We start from the raw sequence: 15,431 nt of genomic DNA, 5'->3' as shown, positions 1-15,431 counted from the left end.
GGGCGCACAGGGCGCGGGGCGCACAGGGCGCGGGGCGCACAGGGCGCGGGGCGCACAGGGCGCGGGGCGCACAGGGCGCGGGGCGCACAGGGCGCGGGGCGCACAGGGCGCGCGCGCCCTGGCTGGCGGGGGTTAGGCGGGTGGGCCGAAGACTTTGGTGCCGGTGGACCAGATGGCGGCGGCCAGTTCGTCGACGTCGTCGCCGCGCACCTCGGCCAGCGCCCGCACGATCAGCGGAATCAGGTACGGCGCATTGGGCCGACCCCGGTACGGCATCGGCGTCAGGAACGGCCCGTCGGTCTCGACGAGCAGCAGCTCCCGCGGCGCCACCGCCGCAGCATCCCGCAGGTTCTGCGCGTTCTTGAACGTGATGTTGCCGGCAAAGCTCATCACGTACCCGGCGTCCGCGCACCGCCGCGCCATCTCGGCGTCCCCGGAGTAGCAGTGGAACACCACCCGCGACGGCGCACCCTCCGACGAAAGCACCCGAAACACGTCGTGGTGCGCGTCCCGATCGTGGATCACCAGCGCCTTGTCGTACTGCTTGGCCAACTGGATGTGCGCACGGAACGACTTCTCCTGCGCCGCCACCCCTTCGGGACCGGTGCGGTAGAAGTCCAGCCCGGTCTCACCGATCCCCCGCACCTCCGGCCGAGCGGCCAGCTTCTCGATCTCCGCGAGTGCAGCATCGAGATCAGCCGCCCCGACCGGCGACGGCGCGTCGTTCGGATGCAGTGCGACGGTGGCCGCCACCGACGGATGCGCAGCGGCAAGATCCGCCGCCCACACCGACGACGGCACATCGCACCCCACCTGCACGACCCGGGCGACCCCGACCGCCGCGGCCCGGGCAAGGGCCGCGGCGGGGTCACCACCCTGGATGTCCAGATGGGTGTGGCTGTCGAGCACCGGCACCGCGAGCGGCTCCGGCGAGGGAGGAGCTTCCCCGGAGCGGCCGCTCACTCGCCCCCCAGCCGCGCCAGCTCCTCGTCCACGATCGACTCGTCGAGCTTCTTGAACACCGGCTTCGGCGGCGCCAACGGACGCCCGACCTCAATCGGCCGCGACGCCCACCGCGCGGACGCCGCCGCGTAGTCACCCTGGATGACGGGGTAGTCCGGACCGCCCTCTTCGGACACCTGCCGAACCTCCGGCGACCCCGACCACACGCCGGTATCCCCGAGCAGCTCGTGCACCTTCTGCGCCGAGTGCGGCAGGAACGGCGTCAACAAAGCCTTGCAGTCGTCGACGACCTGCAGCGCGGTGTGCAGAACCGTGTCGCGCCGCTCGTGCGTCGACGGGTCCTTCAGAGCCCACGGCGCCTGATCGGATAGGTACTTGTTCGCCTCGCCGACGACACGCATCGCCTCGCCGATCGCCGCCTTGAACCGCGACCGCTCGAGCAGCGCACCGACCGACGCGAACGCGGCCTTCGACGTGTCGAGCAGCGCCGCGTCGGCCTCGGTGAGCGTGCCGGGTGTGGGCACCGCACCGACGTTCTTCGCCGCGAGGTTGATCGACCGGTTCACCAGGTTGCCCCAGCCGGCGACCAGCTCGTCGTTGTTGCGCCGGCGGAACTCCGTCCACGTGAAGTCGGTGTCCTGGTTCTCCGGGCCGGCCGCCGCGATGAAGTACCGCAGCGCATCGGCGTCGTAGCGCTCCAGGAAGTCGTTCACGTAGATGACGACCCGGCGGGAGGACGAGAACTTCTTGCCCTCCATCGTCAGGAACTCGCTGGAGACGACCTCGGTGGGCAGTTCGAGCTTGCCGAACTCCCCCGGCGAACCACCGTGCGCTCCGAGCCCGTTGTACCCGAGCAGCTCGGCGGGCCAGATCTGCGAGTGGAACGTGATGTTGTCCTTGCCCATGAAGTAGAACGAGGACGCCTCGGGGTTGCACCACCATGCCTTCCACGCGTCGGGCTCGCCCGACCGCCGTGCCCACTCCACCGACGCCGACAGGTACCCGATGACCGCGTCGAACCAGACATAGAGCCGCTTGTTCGGGTTCTCCTCCCACCCGGGCAGCGGCACCGGGACACCCCAGTCGATGTCGCGGGTCATCGCGCGCGGCTTGAGGTCGTCGAGCAGGTTCAGCGAGAACTTCAGGACGTTCGGCCGCCAGTCGGTGCGCGTCTGCAGCCAGGAGCCGAGCGCCTCGGCCAGCGCCGGCAGGTCGAGGAAAAAGTGCTCGGTCTCGATGAACTGCGGCACCTCCCCGTTGATCCGCGAGCGAGGCTCGATCAGGTCGGTGGGGTCGAGCTGGTTGCCGCAGTTGTCGCACTGGTCGCCGCGGGCGCCCGCATAACCGCAGATCGGGCAGGTGCCCTCGATGTACCGGTCGGGCAGCGTGCGCCCGGTGGACGGGCTGATCGCGCCCTTCGTCGTCTTCTCGATCATGTAGCCGTTGCGGTACAGGGTCTTGAAGAGCTCCTGCGCCACCGCGTAGTGGTTCCGCGTGGTGGTGCGGGTGAAGAGGTCGTACGAGAGCCCGAGGCCCTGCAGGTCGTCGACGATCACGCGGTTGTACCGGTCGGCGAGCTCGCGGGCGGTGACGCCCTCCTGCTCGGCCTGTACCAGGATCGGCGTCCCGTGCTCGTCGGTGCCCGAGACCATCAGAACCTTGTTGCCCGCCATGCGCTGGTACCGGCTGAAGACGTCGGACGGGACGCCGAATCCGGAGACGTGGCCGATGTGCCGCGGACCATTGGCATAGGGCCACGCGACCGCGGTGAGGATGTGACGGGTCATGCCCTAAGCCTAGGGCGTCGGTAGGACAGCTTTTCCCGCACGGGCCGCCACGCCGAATACCGGAGCTATCCGGCATTACGGGCGCGGATCGGGTTCCAATTGTTCCGTGAGTATCAGCAACGAGGCGCTGTCGACCGAGGTGCCGACGCTCGCCACACCCGCGAACGAAACCACACCCGGCCCACCGCAGGGCTCGGACCGCTACGTCGACGAGGGCCTGGCACTGGTGTTGCGGAACCGCCTCGACGCGGAACGGCCCGCCGCCCCGGAGCCCCGGCCCGTCGTCTCCGGCGAAAGCTTCCCCGCACCGAACGCCCCGGACCCGCGCCCACCTGCCGCGGGACTCGCGGCGGCGTTGGCGCTCGGGCTGGTCGCCGCGTTCTTCGGATGGGTCAGCGCGGCGCCGTTCTGGCTCGCGCAGGGTGTCGGGGTCAAGACGACCGTCACCGTGGTGCGCTGTGACACCAGCTGCGAGGGCCGGGTCGGCACCGACGTCGTGCGGCTGGCCGACGTCGACCCGTCCGACCGGAAGCCGGGGACGACCGTCGAGGCGCGGATGCTGGACGGCGACGACGTCGCCTATGCCGGCTCGGTCGCCGGGCTGAACCTGCGCTGGGCGCTCGGATTCGTCCTGGTGCTGCTGTGCGGCTTCGGGGTCGGCGCGGCGACCGGTGTTCCGCGCCTGCGTCGCGAGGGGAAGCAGCGCGTCACGACGCTCTGGGCCGTCTCTCTCGGCGGCCCCGCCCTCCTCGCCCTGCTCCCCGTCGTCGCCGCCCTGTTCTGAAGCTCCGCTCCAAGGCCACCCGGGAACACTCACCAGCGGCGACCACCACGCGAGCGCGATCTGCAGGATCGCGGCGGCGATCAGGAGACCGGCCACCACCCGGTTCTCCGGACGGCGCGCCGTGGTCACGGCGGTATAGGCGAGCAGCATGTGCGCCAAACCGGACGAGTACCCGACCCCGAGCCAGGCCGCGAACACCGGCGCGAACTACGCCACCAGCGACGTCGGCCGCCGTCAGCGCCCAGTCGAGCTGCCACGGGTCAGCAGCCCAGTGCATATCACTCTTAGTTACGCTTAGCAGCTACCACCGCGTCGTAGACGACGTTCTTCGAAACGCCGACCGCGTTGGCGACGAACCGCATCGCGTCCGTGTGCCCCAGCCCGCCCGCCTCCGCGAGCGAGACCCGACGCGCGAGTTCCGCCGGCTCCGGCACGTCGTCGGCCCTTGGGGGCGGCGCTCCCCCGACCACGACCGTGATCTCACCGAGCAGCCCACCCGCGGCCCATTCCGCCAACGCGCCCAGCGTTCCGCGGCGCACCTCTTCGTGCGTCTTCGTGAGCTCCCGGCACACCGCTGCCGGGCGGTCGGCGCCGAATGCCGCGGCCGCGTCCTCGAGCGACTTACCGATGCGCTTCGGCGACTCGAAGAACACCAGCGTGCGGGGCTCCTGCGCGAGCGCCGCGTACGTGCTGCGCCGCTTTCCCGGCTCCCTCGGCGGGAACCCCTCGAAGCAGAACCGGGCGCTCGGCAGCCCCGACAACGCGAGCGCCGTGGTGACCGCCGAAGGCCCGGGCAGCACGCTCACCGGGACGTCGGCCGCGATGGCGGCGGCGACCAGCCGGTAGCCGGGGTCCGAGACGCTCGGCATGCCACCGTCGGTGACCAGCAGCACGGTGGCCCCGGCGGCCGCCCGGTCACGGAGGCCGTCGGTGTGCCGCACCTCGGTGACGTCGTCGTAGCGGACGATCTGGCCGACCGGCGCCACCCCGAGGTCGGACGCGAGTCGCCGCGCTCGGCGGGTGTCCTCGGCCGCGATGACGTCCGCGGTGGCCAGCGCGTCCCGCAGCCGTTCGGTGGCGTCGCCGACATTTCCGAGCGGCACCCCGGCCAGCACGATCCGTCCCTGATCACTCACCCGCCCAGTGTGACGGGCTCCTCCCAGTCGATGTGATAGCGGTGCATCCACTCGGTGTTCATCATCCGCGACGCCATCCGCAGGAACACCGGCATCATCGCGTCACGCATCACCCGCCCGACCGGCCCGGCCACCTTCATCGAACTCGTCCGCGCCCCGACTTTCACGATCCGCTCCACCCGCGGCCGACGGATGTCCACGTACGCCGCGAGCGCCGACGACACGTCCGGCACGTCACGCAGGCACTTGGCGAGCACGACGGCGTCCTCGATCGCCATCGACGCCCCCTGCCCGGACGACGGCGACGTGGCGTGCGCCGCGTCCCCGGCCAGCACCACCCGGCCGCGGTACCAGTGCGGCACGGCCGGCAGGTCGTACGTGGCCCATCCGGTCATCGGGTTCGTGCTCGCCTCGATCAGCGCGACGGCCGGCGTGTGGTCGTCGGCGTAGAGCTCGAGCAGACGTCGACGCCACGCGTCACCAGCGTTCATGTCGGCGAGCTCCGACGCCGACGGCGGAGTTGGGTACGGCGGGTTGGCGAACCACCAGACCTCGCCGTTCGGTGCGGGGACGTACCCGAAGAACGCACGCTTGCCGAACACCATCGTGAACGTCCCCGGCTCGGAATCGACGTGCACCCCGCGGGCGTAGCCGCCGGTGTTGAGCACCGGGACGTACCGCGGTGCCGGGGCCGCGGGGTCGATCGCCGTGCGCGTGGGCGAGTGGAGCCCGTCGGCGCCGACGAGTAAGTCCCCACTCGCGTCGGTGCCGTCGGCGAACCGCACCCGCACGCCGTTGGCGGCTTGATCGACGTCGACCAGAGCTTTTCCGTAGTGGATCGGGATGCCGCGCCGCACCACCTCGTCGCGCAGCGCGCGGTACAGGTCCGCACGGCGGATCGTCCGGCTCGCGTCACCGTTCGACATCGAGCCGAGCAGGCGTCCGGTGCCGCTCTGCATCACCATCTGCGGCGTGCGGAACGCGGCCTCCTCGACCGGGTCGGCGGCGCCGAGCACCGTGAGCGCGTCGATGCCGTTCCCGGCGAACGTGAGGAAGAGCCCGACCTCGTCGGCGACGTCCGGATGCCGCTCGTATACCTCCGCCTCGATGCCCGCGCAGTGCAGCGCGATCGCCGTCGCGGACCCCGCGACGCCGCCGCCGATGACCAACACCTTCATGACCGCCTCCGTTTATTTCGTTCGGCCGAACTAAGTAAAAGTTAGTATGACGGTCATGTCAACGGAGCGAGAGGCTCTCGTGCGGGAGCTGGACAACGGTGGGCGTGCGCTGGCCACTGCCGCCGTGCTCTTCCACACGGCGGTGGCGGCGCTGTCCGGGCTGAGCGCCTCCGACCAGCGCGCTCTCGACCTGATCGAGCGCTTCGGCCCGCTGACCGCCGGCGAGTTGGCGGAACGGTCAGGGTTGGCGCCGGCGTCGGTGACCGGCTTGCTGGCCCGGCTCGAGCGCAAAGGGCTGGCGCGACGCGTGCCGAATCCGAACGATCGGCGCAGCGTGCTGGTGGAGCTGGTCTACGAGCAGATGGCGGTGATGGGGCCGCATTTCCTCGATTTGGGCAGGCAGCTGCACCAGTTGTACGAGACGTTCAGCGTCGAGGAGATGCAGGCGATCGCGCGCTTCCTTCGCGAAGCGTCGCAGATCCAACAGGACGCCGCGACGCGGATCCCATCGCCCGATCAGTAGGTTGCGTGGGAGCTCCCGAACGACGACCGTGATCGCGAGGCCATCGTGGTCACGCAAAGCAATGCGCCTCGCCCCTCAAACCGGATCGCCAAGCGACCACAAATACTCGAAATCAGCGACTCGCTTGCGGATCTGTCCGATGTCGAGCGCCAGTTTCGTGTTGAGGATGGACGGCAGCGCGAACGCGCGCTGACTCGCCGAAGCCACCGTCTCGTAGCTGACGCCACCGTCGAAAAGAATGAAGTCGCTCAGGCCGGTGAGCGACTGGGTGATCTTGCCGTGCTCCAACACCCGGACGTCGATTCCGGCCTCGACCTGCATCGCGCAGATATCGCAGAAATCGGAATCCGTGTGGAGGTCCGGCTTATCGAATATGAAGATCCGGCGCACGACGACGCCACGGTCGTGCACGGCGTCGCTCTATGCCTTGAGGCAGCGGCGACCGAGCGGTGTCCGCCAGGAGCCGTCGCTGAAGCTGTCGCCACCCGCGTCGACGGTGGCGAAGCTGGTGGCGTCGATGTGTGACCGCGTGCAGTCGGTCAGCCCGATCAGCCAGTCGCGGTCCTCACCCTCGCGAGGGAGACAAGAATTCGGCGGGCGATCCGGACATTGGACGCGCCCGAGCTCTCAACTGCGTCCCGACTCATGCTCTATCCGGCTGCGCGACGGCGCCGAGGAGGCCGATCGCCAGCTGGTCGCGGACCCGGGCGACGAGGCTCTCCCACTGCCGACTCAGGCCAGCCGCTTCGTCGAGCCCGCACCACAGCTCTTTGCCCTCGGCGTCGAGACGCGCAGCCGGCATCCAGTGGTGCAGCAGGTGGACGATCACCGGCCGGAGCTTCTGCACGGCCGCAGTCCCGTCGTCGGATTCCAGCCTGCTGCGCTCGATCGCCTCCATCAGCGCGGTGAGCAGCCAGTCGTGCAGCGCGAGATCAGCACAGAAGTCAGCGGCCGCGCGTGGGCTCAGGTTTCCGCCCGACAGCCGCAGCAACCGGAGGTCGTCAGATTCCAGCGAGAAGCTCAGCCGCAGCGGCTGCGCGGTCCCCGTGTACACCCACCTCAGGCGGGCGCGCCCGGTTCGACGTACCGCCGCGGCGCCGGACAGCTGTGGAGACATCTGCACGGTGTCGAGCAGCCGGTCACTGATCGCCCCGAGATTCGGGCCGACTTTGTCGGCGGTTGCCCATCCGTCCGCTATCTGCGCCCAGACAGGTTCGTTTCCCATGGTCTCCACCTGTCCGGGCCTGGAAAGGTAGTAGGACCACGGCATCCGCCGATTGTTCTTTCCATGCGAGATCGACGTCATCGTTACTGCTTGAGCGATTTGACCACCGGTGATCGACGCGAACGAGACGGCGGTGCCCACACCGCGCTGCCGCGTGGCGCCGCCGACTCGGCAATCCAGCCCGTCGTAGAGGTCGGATGAGACCGCATAGGACGTCGGTCGGGTCGATGTCCGGATGTCGTCGCCCAGCCGGAACGACAAAATGCGCTTGGCCGACGCATTCGATACCGAAGCCGAATTCCGCAGAAGCTCTGTGTGCACTTCGCCGAACATCAACACTTCCGCCCCCGGTCCGAGATCAGGCCGGCTCACGGATCACCGGCGATACTCCCATCCAGGAAGTAGTTGATACGCCGCACGATTTCGGGCGGAAGAACGAATCCCTCACGCTGACTACGCTCTGCTATCTCGTTGATCACCGCATCGTCCACACTCACCTGCTCGAGAATCACGCGCACCGCGTGTTCGACGGAGAGGAAGCGGCCGGACAACACGGAGAACGTCTGGTACGCGCTGAACGCTGCAGGTTCCGGCGTCAGTTGAATGACCGCGGGGAGTTCGTCCCATTCCCGAATCAGGCTCAGGTCGACCGGCTGCGGCTGAGCCACAGGAGAACCGTGGAACCGCAGCATTCCCAACCGCAGCAGCTGCCAGACCGCAGCCAGGAATGGGGACGACCACGTACGGTGGCCGTCCTTTTCGCTCCACAGCTCGACGTCGACGAAAATCGAATGCCGACGCGCAGAGCTCTCCTCCGGCGGACCCCACCGCGGCACCCGCCCCATGGCCTCGCCACCGACCGGCGAACGGCGGCCGTTGCTCAGCCAACCGGTCTGGGTGACCGGTGGCCGGGAGCCGTCCGCACCCGCCGACGGTTCGGGAACCAGCCGACGCTCCACCAACGACGCCAGATCGATGCCGTCGGCGAACGCGCAGCCCGCCTCGCGGGCCAGGTAGTCGATCTGGAGCCCGGCGGACGCGGCCGCCTCCTGCAGGGCCGGGATGACGATTGCCGGTGACTGGAACTCGGTGAAGTAGTCGTCGATGAGATAGCAGGTGCTCATCCGCACCGGCTTGCCGCTCGCCGGCGCGTAGAGGAGCTTCGCGGCTTCCACCTGCGGTGCGACCCGCGCGAAGTGCCGGGCCAGCCCTGGACCTTCCAGGTCGGAGTTCTCGCGGTAGAGGTGACCCAGCTCGATCGACAGGTGCGACAGCGGTACCGATCGCACTTTCTGTCGCGCGGTCGCCTCCCCGTACGAGGCCTCGACCGTACTCATAGGCCCTCCCAGCTCTCCTTGTCCGCGAGCCGGTCGGCGAGTTCTTCGAACGCGTCGATCGTCGCCCGGTTCGCGACCTGCCTGGCGAACACGTCGTCGTCGAGAATCAGCTGCTCCCGCCACTGGAGCACCGGATCGAGCGGAATGCTGCCCAGCGTGTTGGTGCGGCCGAGCTTGTGCCGACCGGCCAGTTCCGCCAGCTCCCGGTTGCAGTAGCGCAGCCAGGCGACCTGAGCCGGACGCAGCCCGGCCAGATGCTGCGAGTCCGGGTCGACGACGGCCGTGCGCACGAAGCGGATGACGTCGCCGAGCCGGCCGTCGGCATCACCCGCCCCGTTCGCCAGCAGGCCGTGCTCGCCGAACACCAGCCCCGCCGCGGCGATGATGTGCTGCCTGGTCCAGCGGTGGAACACCAGCCAGCGGCTCTCGGCCGTGGCGAGCTCGGGCATCAGCAGCGCACGCAGCACCAGCTCGGTGGCGTACGACCGACCCGCGCTCAGGTCGACCAGGCAGAAGTCGAACTGCTCGTTCAGTTTGCGGAAGAGCCGCGCGCACCGTTCGGTGTCGTCGGGCTGGCGGGAGAACTCGCCGCCGCCGCTGTCCCCCGGCAGAAGGACGAGCCGACCGGCGCCCCGTGGCCGCTCCCGGAGCTCGTCCCGGTCGGTCGCCGTCCACACGTCCCGCCGGGTCGGATCGGTGATTGCCCCTCCGAGGTACGAATGGGTGCCGCCGGACGTCGTCCCGCGGGCGACCTCGTTGATCGTGAACATCACGCCCGCGGTCGGCGAGCCGAAATCGAAGTCGACGTAGCAGACGTCCGCGCCTCGTAGCGCCTGTCGGTATGCGAGGTTGCTCAGCGTCACCGAGCGGCCCGTGCCGCCCTTGTCAGACGTCGCGAAGACGATCACGGCATCTCACTCCATCGCGCTCTGCTGGGCTGCGGCCAACTCGTCCAGCCGCCGCAGCACTTCCGAGGCGAGCGCGTCCGCCGTGCCGGGCTTCTCGGTGAGCACCCGCTGCGCCCGCCGCAAGCGGGCACGCAGCTCCTGCATGCTTCCGCGCATCGACGGGCCCGCGTCCAGCGAGCCGGCGAAGATCTCCCGATCGAACAGCTGCTCGGCCTCGGCGATCTTGTCCCTGGCGGTCTCGAACAGCCGTTGGCTCCGGGTGGGCGGCGCCAACACCAGGTCGGCGAGGAGCACGAGGCATTCCATGACGCGCTCGGTGTGGTACCAGGACGGCGAGGTGAACTCGGCTCCGGTCCCGAAGGACGCCGCCGGCTGGTCCCAAAGCGCGCCCGCACCGCCGTCGTCGAGCCGCCGGCTGTTCAAGTGGTCCCATACCTGGTCGGCGAGGTTGGTGAGCTGACTGCGCAACTCCGGGCTGCGCGCCTGGAGGGCCAGCGTCACCACCCGCTTGAGGAGCATGACCGAGAAGTCCGAGACCACCCAGGTAAGGCGGGGGTTCGTCTCGCCCTCGCTACCGCCGAGCAGCAGCGGCACACCGGGCGTGTGCAGCTGCAGCGCGGCGTCGTTCGCCAGGGCCCGCCGGGTGACGCGGCCCCGGCTGCTCAATTCCTCCAGCACCGACAGCACGCGACGCAGATCGCTGTCGGGAGCGTTGCGCTTCGAGAGGTCATGGGTGACCAGCGACGTCACCAGGAGGCTGAAGTAGTCGGACTCCTCGCCGTCACTGGTGCGCCACGGCAGTTCCTCCAGCGGCCAGCGGTCACCGAGGGGTCCGCCGTCGGAACTGGCCTCCGAACTGGCGACCGTCGCCCAGTAGGACCGCGTGAGGTCGTACCGAAGCTGGAGCGCGGCCGCCAGCCGCTGCTGCTCTTCGTTGAGGATGCGCAGGACGCGGGTGCGTTCGGACGTCAGGTCGACGATTCCGGCGAGGGCGATCGTCGTGAAGTAGAGCAGCGGTCGCCGCTCGGCCAGACCGCTCCCCTGGGCGCCGACCGGCTCGGTGGTGTCGATCGTGGGCGCGTCGAGCACGGTGCCCCAGGTCCAGCCGCACTCGAACAGCAGGTTCGGGTTGTCGAGCTCGATGAGGCCGGACCCGATCGACAGGTCGCGCAGCCCGGCACGCACTTCCTGCAGGCGTTCCTGCAGCTCGGAGACCACCCGGTCGTCGGACTGCCCGCGCCGCCTCACCGTGGTGACCAGAGTCCGCCAGGGCGGCGTTCCCTGGCCGAACGCGTTGACCGTGAAGCTGCGGAGCAGACCGATCATCGCCGCGCTCAGCCGGATGCTGGCGAGCTTCTCCAGTTCGTCGACCTGCGATCGCAGATCTGCGCGGGTCACTCGGGTACGGAAGACACGGAGGAAACCCAGGGTGGCCAGAGTGAGGGTGACCGACATCGAGTACGAGTCGACGACGTGCAGCTTGCCTTGCTCGTCGGTGACCTTCTCGTCCGGATCCTCGGCGCGGAAATAGGAACCCCCGGAGAAATCGGGAGCACCCTCCTCGTCGGTGTAGGTGCGCATGTACTGGATCAGGACGCGGATGAGCTTCCGCGGAATCTCGATGCTGTCGCCCATGGTGCGGAGCGCAGCGAGGACATCGGGGTGGGTGTCGTCGGGCCGATCGAGTTGGAATCCGTCGACGAGCGACGCCGGATACATCAGGCAGAGCAATTGTTCGGCATCGGAGACCGAATTGCGCCCGTCCCGGCCGCCCCATTCCCAATCATCACCCAAGCGCGCCACCGCCCGCCAGATGTCCAGCATTTGCTGCCTGGGCTGCATTCTCACCGAGACATCGCCGCCTTCCTCGCCATATCGTCTGCACGCTACTGCAAGAGATGTGGACATAGGGCGTGCCAACAACCAGCACAGCGATCATAATCAGTGACCGAGTGGACATCGGCCGACTTTAGTGCATCACTCCGACACTGAAAGCCATGGAGGCGGGACGGTCGAACTTTCCATGCGGCTGAGCGTAGGCGACAACCGCTCCTGCGCGCTGCCCGTCGCCGTGAGGTGCGTGCGCACCCTGGCGAGGCGTGCATTGAGCGGCTATCAGCCTCACAGAAGGAAGATCTCTTCACACCCACCACATCCGTAAAACACCCAGACCGTCCCAATCGCAATCTCCGAGCCGCTATGGTCCGAACATCCGGGCAGCACGGGAGGACCTGTGATCTACGGCGACGACGGGTTCGGGGAAGCCGACCACTTCATTCGCGGCTATCGAATCGAAGATGCACCTGCGGTACACAAAATCGAGCAAGAGTGCTTCGACGGTGATCGATATCCACTGTTTCTCATCATCCAATTGGGCGAGATCTTTACGAATAGCTTTCTCATCGCTGGTCGTGGTACCGCGGTCGTCGGATATGCGATAGCCGTGCCCGACGGCAACCGGGTCGCATGCGGTTGGATCTTGTCGATCGCAGTACTTCCCGAGCACCGCCGGATCGGCATCGGAAATCAGCTCCTCGCAGTCGCCGAGGAACACTTACGGAGTCGCGGATGCACGGAGGCACGCACCACCGTGCGACCGGGAAATATTCCATCACAATGCCTTTTCCGGCGTCGCGGATACCTCCAGTCATCGAGCATGTCCGACTACTTCGGCCCGGGCGAACATCGTTTGCTACTTGCGGCTCGGCTGAAATAGCATTCCAGGCTCCGGGAGAGTTCATGCGACGCAACTCTGATTTTCCGTGGCAGGATTTTGATCCCGACTCTTATTTCGAGCACAATTATCGGATCCTTCGCGTCGAAGACCGTCATATTCTCGCGACTCTGCGTGAATTCTTCGCCAATGCGAACGTCGACCGCCGGCATGGTGTCGACATCGGACCCGGATCTAATCTCTACCCCGCCCTCGCGATGCTGCCCTTTTGTGATTCAGTAGAACTCATTGAACCGTCCAGCTCGGCACGGCAGTGGTTGAAACAAGAGCTCGGAACTCCCGCTTCCCGATGGGGCGACTGCTGGTCGGTGTTGCGCGAGAATTCCGCCTACCAGCGGTATGATCCACCTTGGGCTCGGATGGCCGGGTCAGTCCAGGTCACCGAAGGAACGGTATTCGAACTCCCGGAGCAAAAGTGGGACATCGGGACGATGTTCTTCGTCGCTGAGTCCGTAACGCCCCTGCACTACGAGTTCTACGTCGCCGTCAACCGGTTCCTCCGTTCCTTACAACCGGGCGCACCCTTCTCGATCGGGTTCATGGAGAACTCGGTTGGCTACCGCGTCGGTCATCGCGATTACCCTGCCTGCCCCGTTGGCCACGACGAGGTGTCTGCTTACCTCTCGAACTTGGCAGACTGCAATACCATTCGCATAGATATCCATGGCGAACCGCTCCGCGCGGGTTACTCGGGGATGCTGTTGACTCTGGGACGCACGAGAACTGACGCAGCTCCTCCTTCCACATGGGAGGACGTCCATTCCACCAGCATTGACCCCGCACAGCCGTTCGGTGTCACCGAAGGAAGATTTCGGACAAGTGCTCGCGTTGATACTACTCCGATTGCTCTGACCGGAGTCGTCGAACCACCTCCGCCGCTACGCGCGGACCTCTCGGTGGAACTAGCACATTTCAGCGAGATCGATTTTCGGGGAGGTGTGGCGGCGATGGCCATCAAGCTCCGGCATTCACCGGCTCGTATCAAGATGAGTTCAGAAAGCCTGTCCCTGCAGGATTGTTCGACCGGCGCACCGGTGATCAGCACGTGCCTACTCATCGACGACTATTTCTTGAATGTCGGTTCACCCTCAACGGTGATTCCCATGCTGCTCCGAGCAGCAGACGAGAGCGGCGTCGAGATCGACTACATCGCGCGCGAATCCGGCTGCGCGCGAAGCGGTTCGGTTCCGATCGCGAGGCTGCTGGAGGAACTCTTGGCGGCTTCGGCCGCGGAAGCCGAGAAGCTACGCGATCCGAAAGCGCGCCGTAGTTCAACGAAACGTCACGGCCGAACCCGCACTCGTCGCCGCACAGACTGGACCTTCAGTTGGTCGTGTCCCTTTTTGGCGGCGATCTGGCAGCTTCTCAGACTCGGCGCTCTAGGCGACCTCGGTGCAGGCGTCGGCCAACCGATCGATTGGTGCGGGAGACCGCTGCCGCGGTACTGGTGGGAGCTTCCACCGGTGGTCCGGCTTCGCACGGATGCTGCCCCTTTCATAGCGGATCGGACTCTCTCGCTGCTCAGCACGGCATATGCAGGGGTCGAAGAAGAGGCGCAGGTTCTACTCGAACGATTGGCGCTGACACTGCCGGCCCTCCGGAGAGACCCAGAGAAGTCGAACTGGCCGCTCGACCGCATCTCCTACGCGATATCCACCGATTTCTGAGCCACTTATTGGGGGGAAGACGATGAGCGACCGTCTGCAAAGATCATTAATGACCCAGCAACCCAGTACCCCTGAGCATGACCGGGACCAGATTCATCTCACGGCCCGGATTCTGATCTCCGGGCTCACCGGCGGGCTCAGCTTCCTTCTCACGAATTTGACCAAGCAGCCCATCATCTGGTCGCTCACGCTCTCCGTCTTCCTGGCTGGCGTCACACTGGTGGTGCAATTTCTACTCGACATCGAGCGTCGAATCGACCGAGCAAGCCGTCGCGAGAAGGAGCGCATGCAAATTCTCGGCGAGCAGTTCGAGGAAGCGATCGCGAACGCCAACGAGGCGACGACGCTCTTCCAGGCGATACGGAACTCGGCTATGAAGGATGCAGCGCCCATGTTCGGGGTCCTGCTCTCTCGAGCGGCCGAACTGGATGGGTCCAAGGACTCAATGGCCGGCAAACTGGCTAGGACGGAGCTCGACCACCTCGGCACTCTCCTGCGGGAGCTCGCCCAGAGTCGGGTCAGCTACGACGGTGAGGACAGTGACTGGCTCCTCGCGTTGACCGAGAACGCCGCGACATCGATCGACGCGACGAGCACACCTAGCGCGGATGGCGGGCTGGTGGGATTCGACGCTGGTTTCTGGGACAGCTGGCTGGGCGTCCGATACCTGCGGGAGCTCAGGCAGGCCATCCAGCGAGAGGTCAAGGTGCGGCGCATCTTCATCCTCGACGACGCTCGGCTGCAGGAGGATCAGACATTTCACCGCATCTGTAAGAGTCAATCTGACCAATTGATCCAGGTGCGATTTCTGATTCCGGAGACGGTTCCCGGCGGGAACGTCTCGTCGGTGCGGGACTTCATCCTCTTCGACGACGAGTTGAGCTATGAAGTCAGTGTTGGTCATCGAATCCGCACGGACATGAAGTCCAACATCACGAACACGGTACTGCGCACCGACGCCGCCCAGTTGCACGGACTACGTCGTGAGTTCGAGGAGCTGTGGGAGTCGGCCAGGCCATACAGCGCCTAGCAAGCCGAAAAAGGCTGGCTCTCGATGAGAGCCAGCCTTCGGCCTGGTGGAGATGAGGGGATTCGAACCCCTGACCCCCTCGATGCGAACGAGGTTTGACCGTTCTAATCGGCTCTGGTCAGAAGCCGCCTCAGCGACTATTATGCAGGTCAGAGGCTA

At 66.9% G+C, this 15,431-nt stretch carries 14 protein-coding genes; 5 read left to right on the top strand and 9 right to left on the bottom strand.

Annotated features, from left to right (window positions below; genetic code table 11):
- Positions 1 to 132: 132 nt before the first annotated feature.
- Together ACGFY5_RS04240 and metG are read right to left on the bottom strand one after the other, a co-directional pair.
- A complete protein-coding gene (locus ACGFY5_RS04240; RefSeq protein ID WP_392717148.1) occupies positions 133 to 963 on the bottom strand; it encodes a TatD family hydrolase in 831 nt (276 codons plus the stop codon).
- Positions 960 to 2,750, bottom strand: a complete 1,791-nt coding sequence (metG, locus tag ACGFY5_RS04235) for a methionine--tRNA ligase (protein WP_392717146.1) — start codon at positions 2,748 to 2,750, stop codon at positions 960 to 962. The genes ACGFY5_RS04240 and metG overlap by 4 nt, the downstream gene beginning before the upstream one ends.
- A 106-nt stretch (positions 2,751 to 2,856) precedes the next feature.
- On the opposite strand from metG, the gene ACGFY5_RS04230 reads away from it, so the two are divergent.
- On the top strand, positions 2,857 to 3,534 hold the full coding sequence (locus ACGFY5_RS04230; protein ID WP_392717144.1) for a hypothetical protein: 678 nt from the start codon (positions 2,857 to 2,859) through the stop codon (positions 3,532 to 3,534).
- A 284-nt stretch (positions 3,535 to 3,818) separates the two neighbouring features.
- Here the strand turns inward: ACGFY5_RS04230 and rsmI are convergent, their stop codons facing one another.
- Positions 3,819 to 4,670, bottom strand: coding sequence for a 16S rRNA (cytidine(1402)-2'-O)-methyltransferase (gene rsmI / locus ACGFY5_RS04225; protein ID WP_392717142.1), 852 nt, complete (start codon positions 4,668 to 4,670; stop codon positions 3,819 to 3,821).
- Positions 4,667 to 5,848: an FAD-dependent monooxygenase gene (locus ACGFY5_RS04220; RefSeq protein WP_392717140.1), complete on the bottom strand. Its 1,182-nt coding sequence runs from the start codon at positions 5,846 to 5,848 to the stop codon at positions 4,667 to 4,669. The genes rsmI and ACGFY5_RS04220 overlap by 4 nt, the downstream gene beginning before the upstream one ends.
- Positions 5,849 to 5,903: 55 nt before the next feature.
- Here ACGFY5_RS04220 and ACGFY5_RS04215 point away from each other — a divergent pair, with 55 nt between their 5' ends.
- Positions 5,904 to 6,371 carry a MarR family winged helix-turn-helix transcriptional regulator gene (locus tag ACGFY5_RS04215; protein ID WP_392717138.1) on the top strand — a complete coding sequence of 156 codons (468 nt, stop codon included), beginning with the start codon at positions 5,904 to 5,906 and terminating at the stop codon, positions 6,369 to 6,371.
- Between the two features lie 75 nt (positions 6,372 to 6,446).
- On the opposite strand, the gene ACGFY5_RS04210 is transcribed toward ACGFY5_RS04215, so the two are convergent.
- From ACGFY5_RS04210 to ACGFY5_RS04190, 5 genes are all read right to left on the bottom strand, one after another.
- Positions 6,447 to 6,782 carry a hypothetical protein gene (locus tag ACGFY5_RS04210; RefSeq protein WP_392717136.1) on the bottom strand — a complete coding sequence of 112 codons (336 nt, stop codon included), beginning with the start codon at positions 6,780 to 6,782 and terminating at the stop codon, positions 6,447 to 6,449.
- Between the two features lie 232 nt (positions 6,783 to 7,014).
- Positions 7,015 to 7,929 carry an SCO2521 family protein gene (locus tag ACGFY5_RS04205; protein WP_392717134.1) on the bottom strand — a complete coding sequence of 305 codons (915 nt, stop codon included), beginning with the start codon at positions 7,927 to 7,929 and terminating at the stop codon, positions 7,015 to 7,017.
- Positions 7,930 to 7,964: 35 nt separating this feature from the next.
- Positions 7,965 to 8,933 (bottom strand): SCO2522 family protein, encoded by a 969-nt coding sequence (locus ACGFY5_RS04200; RefSeq protein ID WP_392717132.1) that lies wholly within the window; start codon positions 8,931 to 8,933, stop codon positions 7,965 to 7,967.
- A complete protein-coding gene (locus ACGFY5_RS04195) occupies positions 8,930 to 9,841 on the bottom strand; it encodes an SCO2523 family variant P-loop protein (protein WP_392717130.1) in 912 nt (303 codons plus the stop codon). Before ACGFY5_RS04195 ends, ACGFY5_RS04200 begins: the two co-directional genes overlap by 4 nt.
- Positions 9,842 to 9,847: 6 nt before the next feature.
- The gene (locus ACGFY5_RS04190; protein WP_392718643.1) at positions 9,848 to 11,683 is read right to left on the bottom strand and encodes an SCO2524 family protein; all 1,836 of its coding nucleotides are present in this window, start codon (positions 11,681 to 11,683) and stop codon (positions 9,848 to 9,850) included.
- A 391-nt stretch (positions 11,684 to 12,074) separates the two neighbouring features.
- Between ACGFY5_RS04190 and ACGFY5_RS04185 the strand changes: the two genes are divergently transcribed.
- Genes ACGFY5_RS04185 through ACGFY5_RS04175 form a run of 3 tightly spaced genes read left to right on the top strand, consistent with a single transcriptional unit; the run spans position 12,075 to position 15,272 of the window.
- Positions 12,075 to 12,557 (top strand): GNAT family N-acetyltransferase, encoded by a 483-nt coding sequence (locus ACGFY5_RS04185; RefSeq protein WP_392717128.1) that lies wholly within the window; start codon positions 12,075 to 12,077, stop codon positions 12,555 to 12,557.
- A 23-nt stretch (positions 12,558 to 12,580) separates the two neighbouring features.
- The gene (locus tag ACGFY5_RS04180) at positions 12,581 to 14,242 is read left to right on the top strand and encodes an SCO2525 family SAM-dependent methyltransferase (protein ID WP_392717126.1); all 1,662 of its coding nucleotides are present in this window, start codon (positions 12,581 to 12,583) and stop codon (positions 14,240 to 14,242) included.
- A 22-nt stretch (positions 14,243 to 14,264) separates the two neighbouring features.
- Entirely contained in the window at positions 14,265 to 15,272 is a 1,008-nt protein-coding gene (locus tag ACGFY5_RS04175; RefSeq protein WP_392717124.1) for a hypothetical protein, read from the top strand.
- Positions 15,273 to 15,431 lie beyond the last annotated feature (159 nt).

Source organism: Cryptosporangium sp. NPDC048952, from assembly GCF_043197895.1.
Taxonomy (GTDB): Bacteria; Actinomycetota; Actinomycetes; order Mycobacteriales; family Cryptosporangiaceae; genus Cryptosporangium.
The sequence above is the reverse complement of the archived record's forward strand: the minus strand, read 5'-3'. Positions and strand labels throughout refer to the sequence as shown.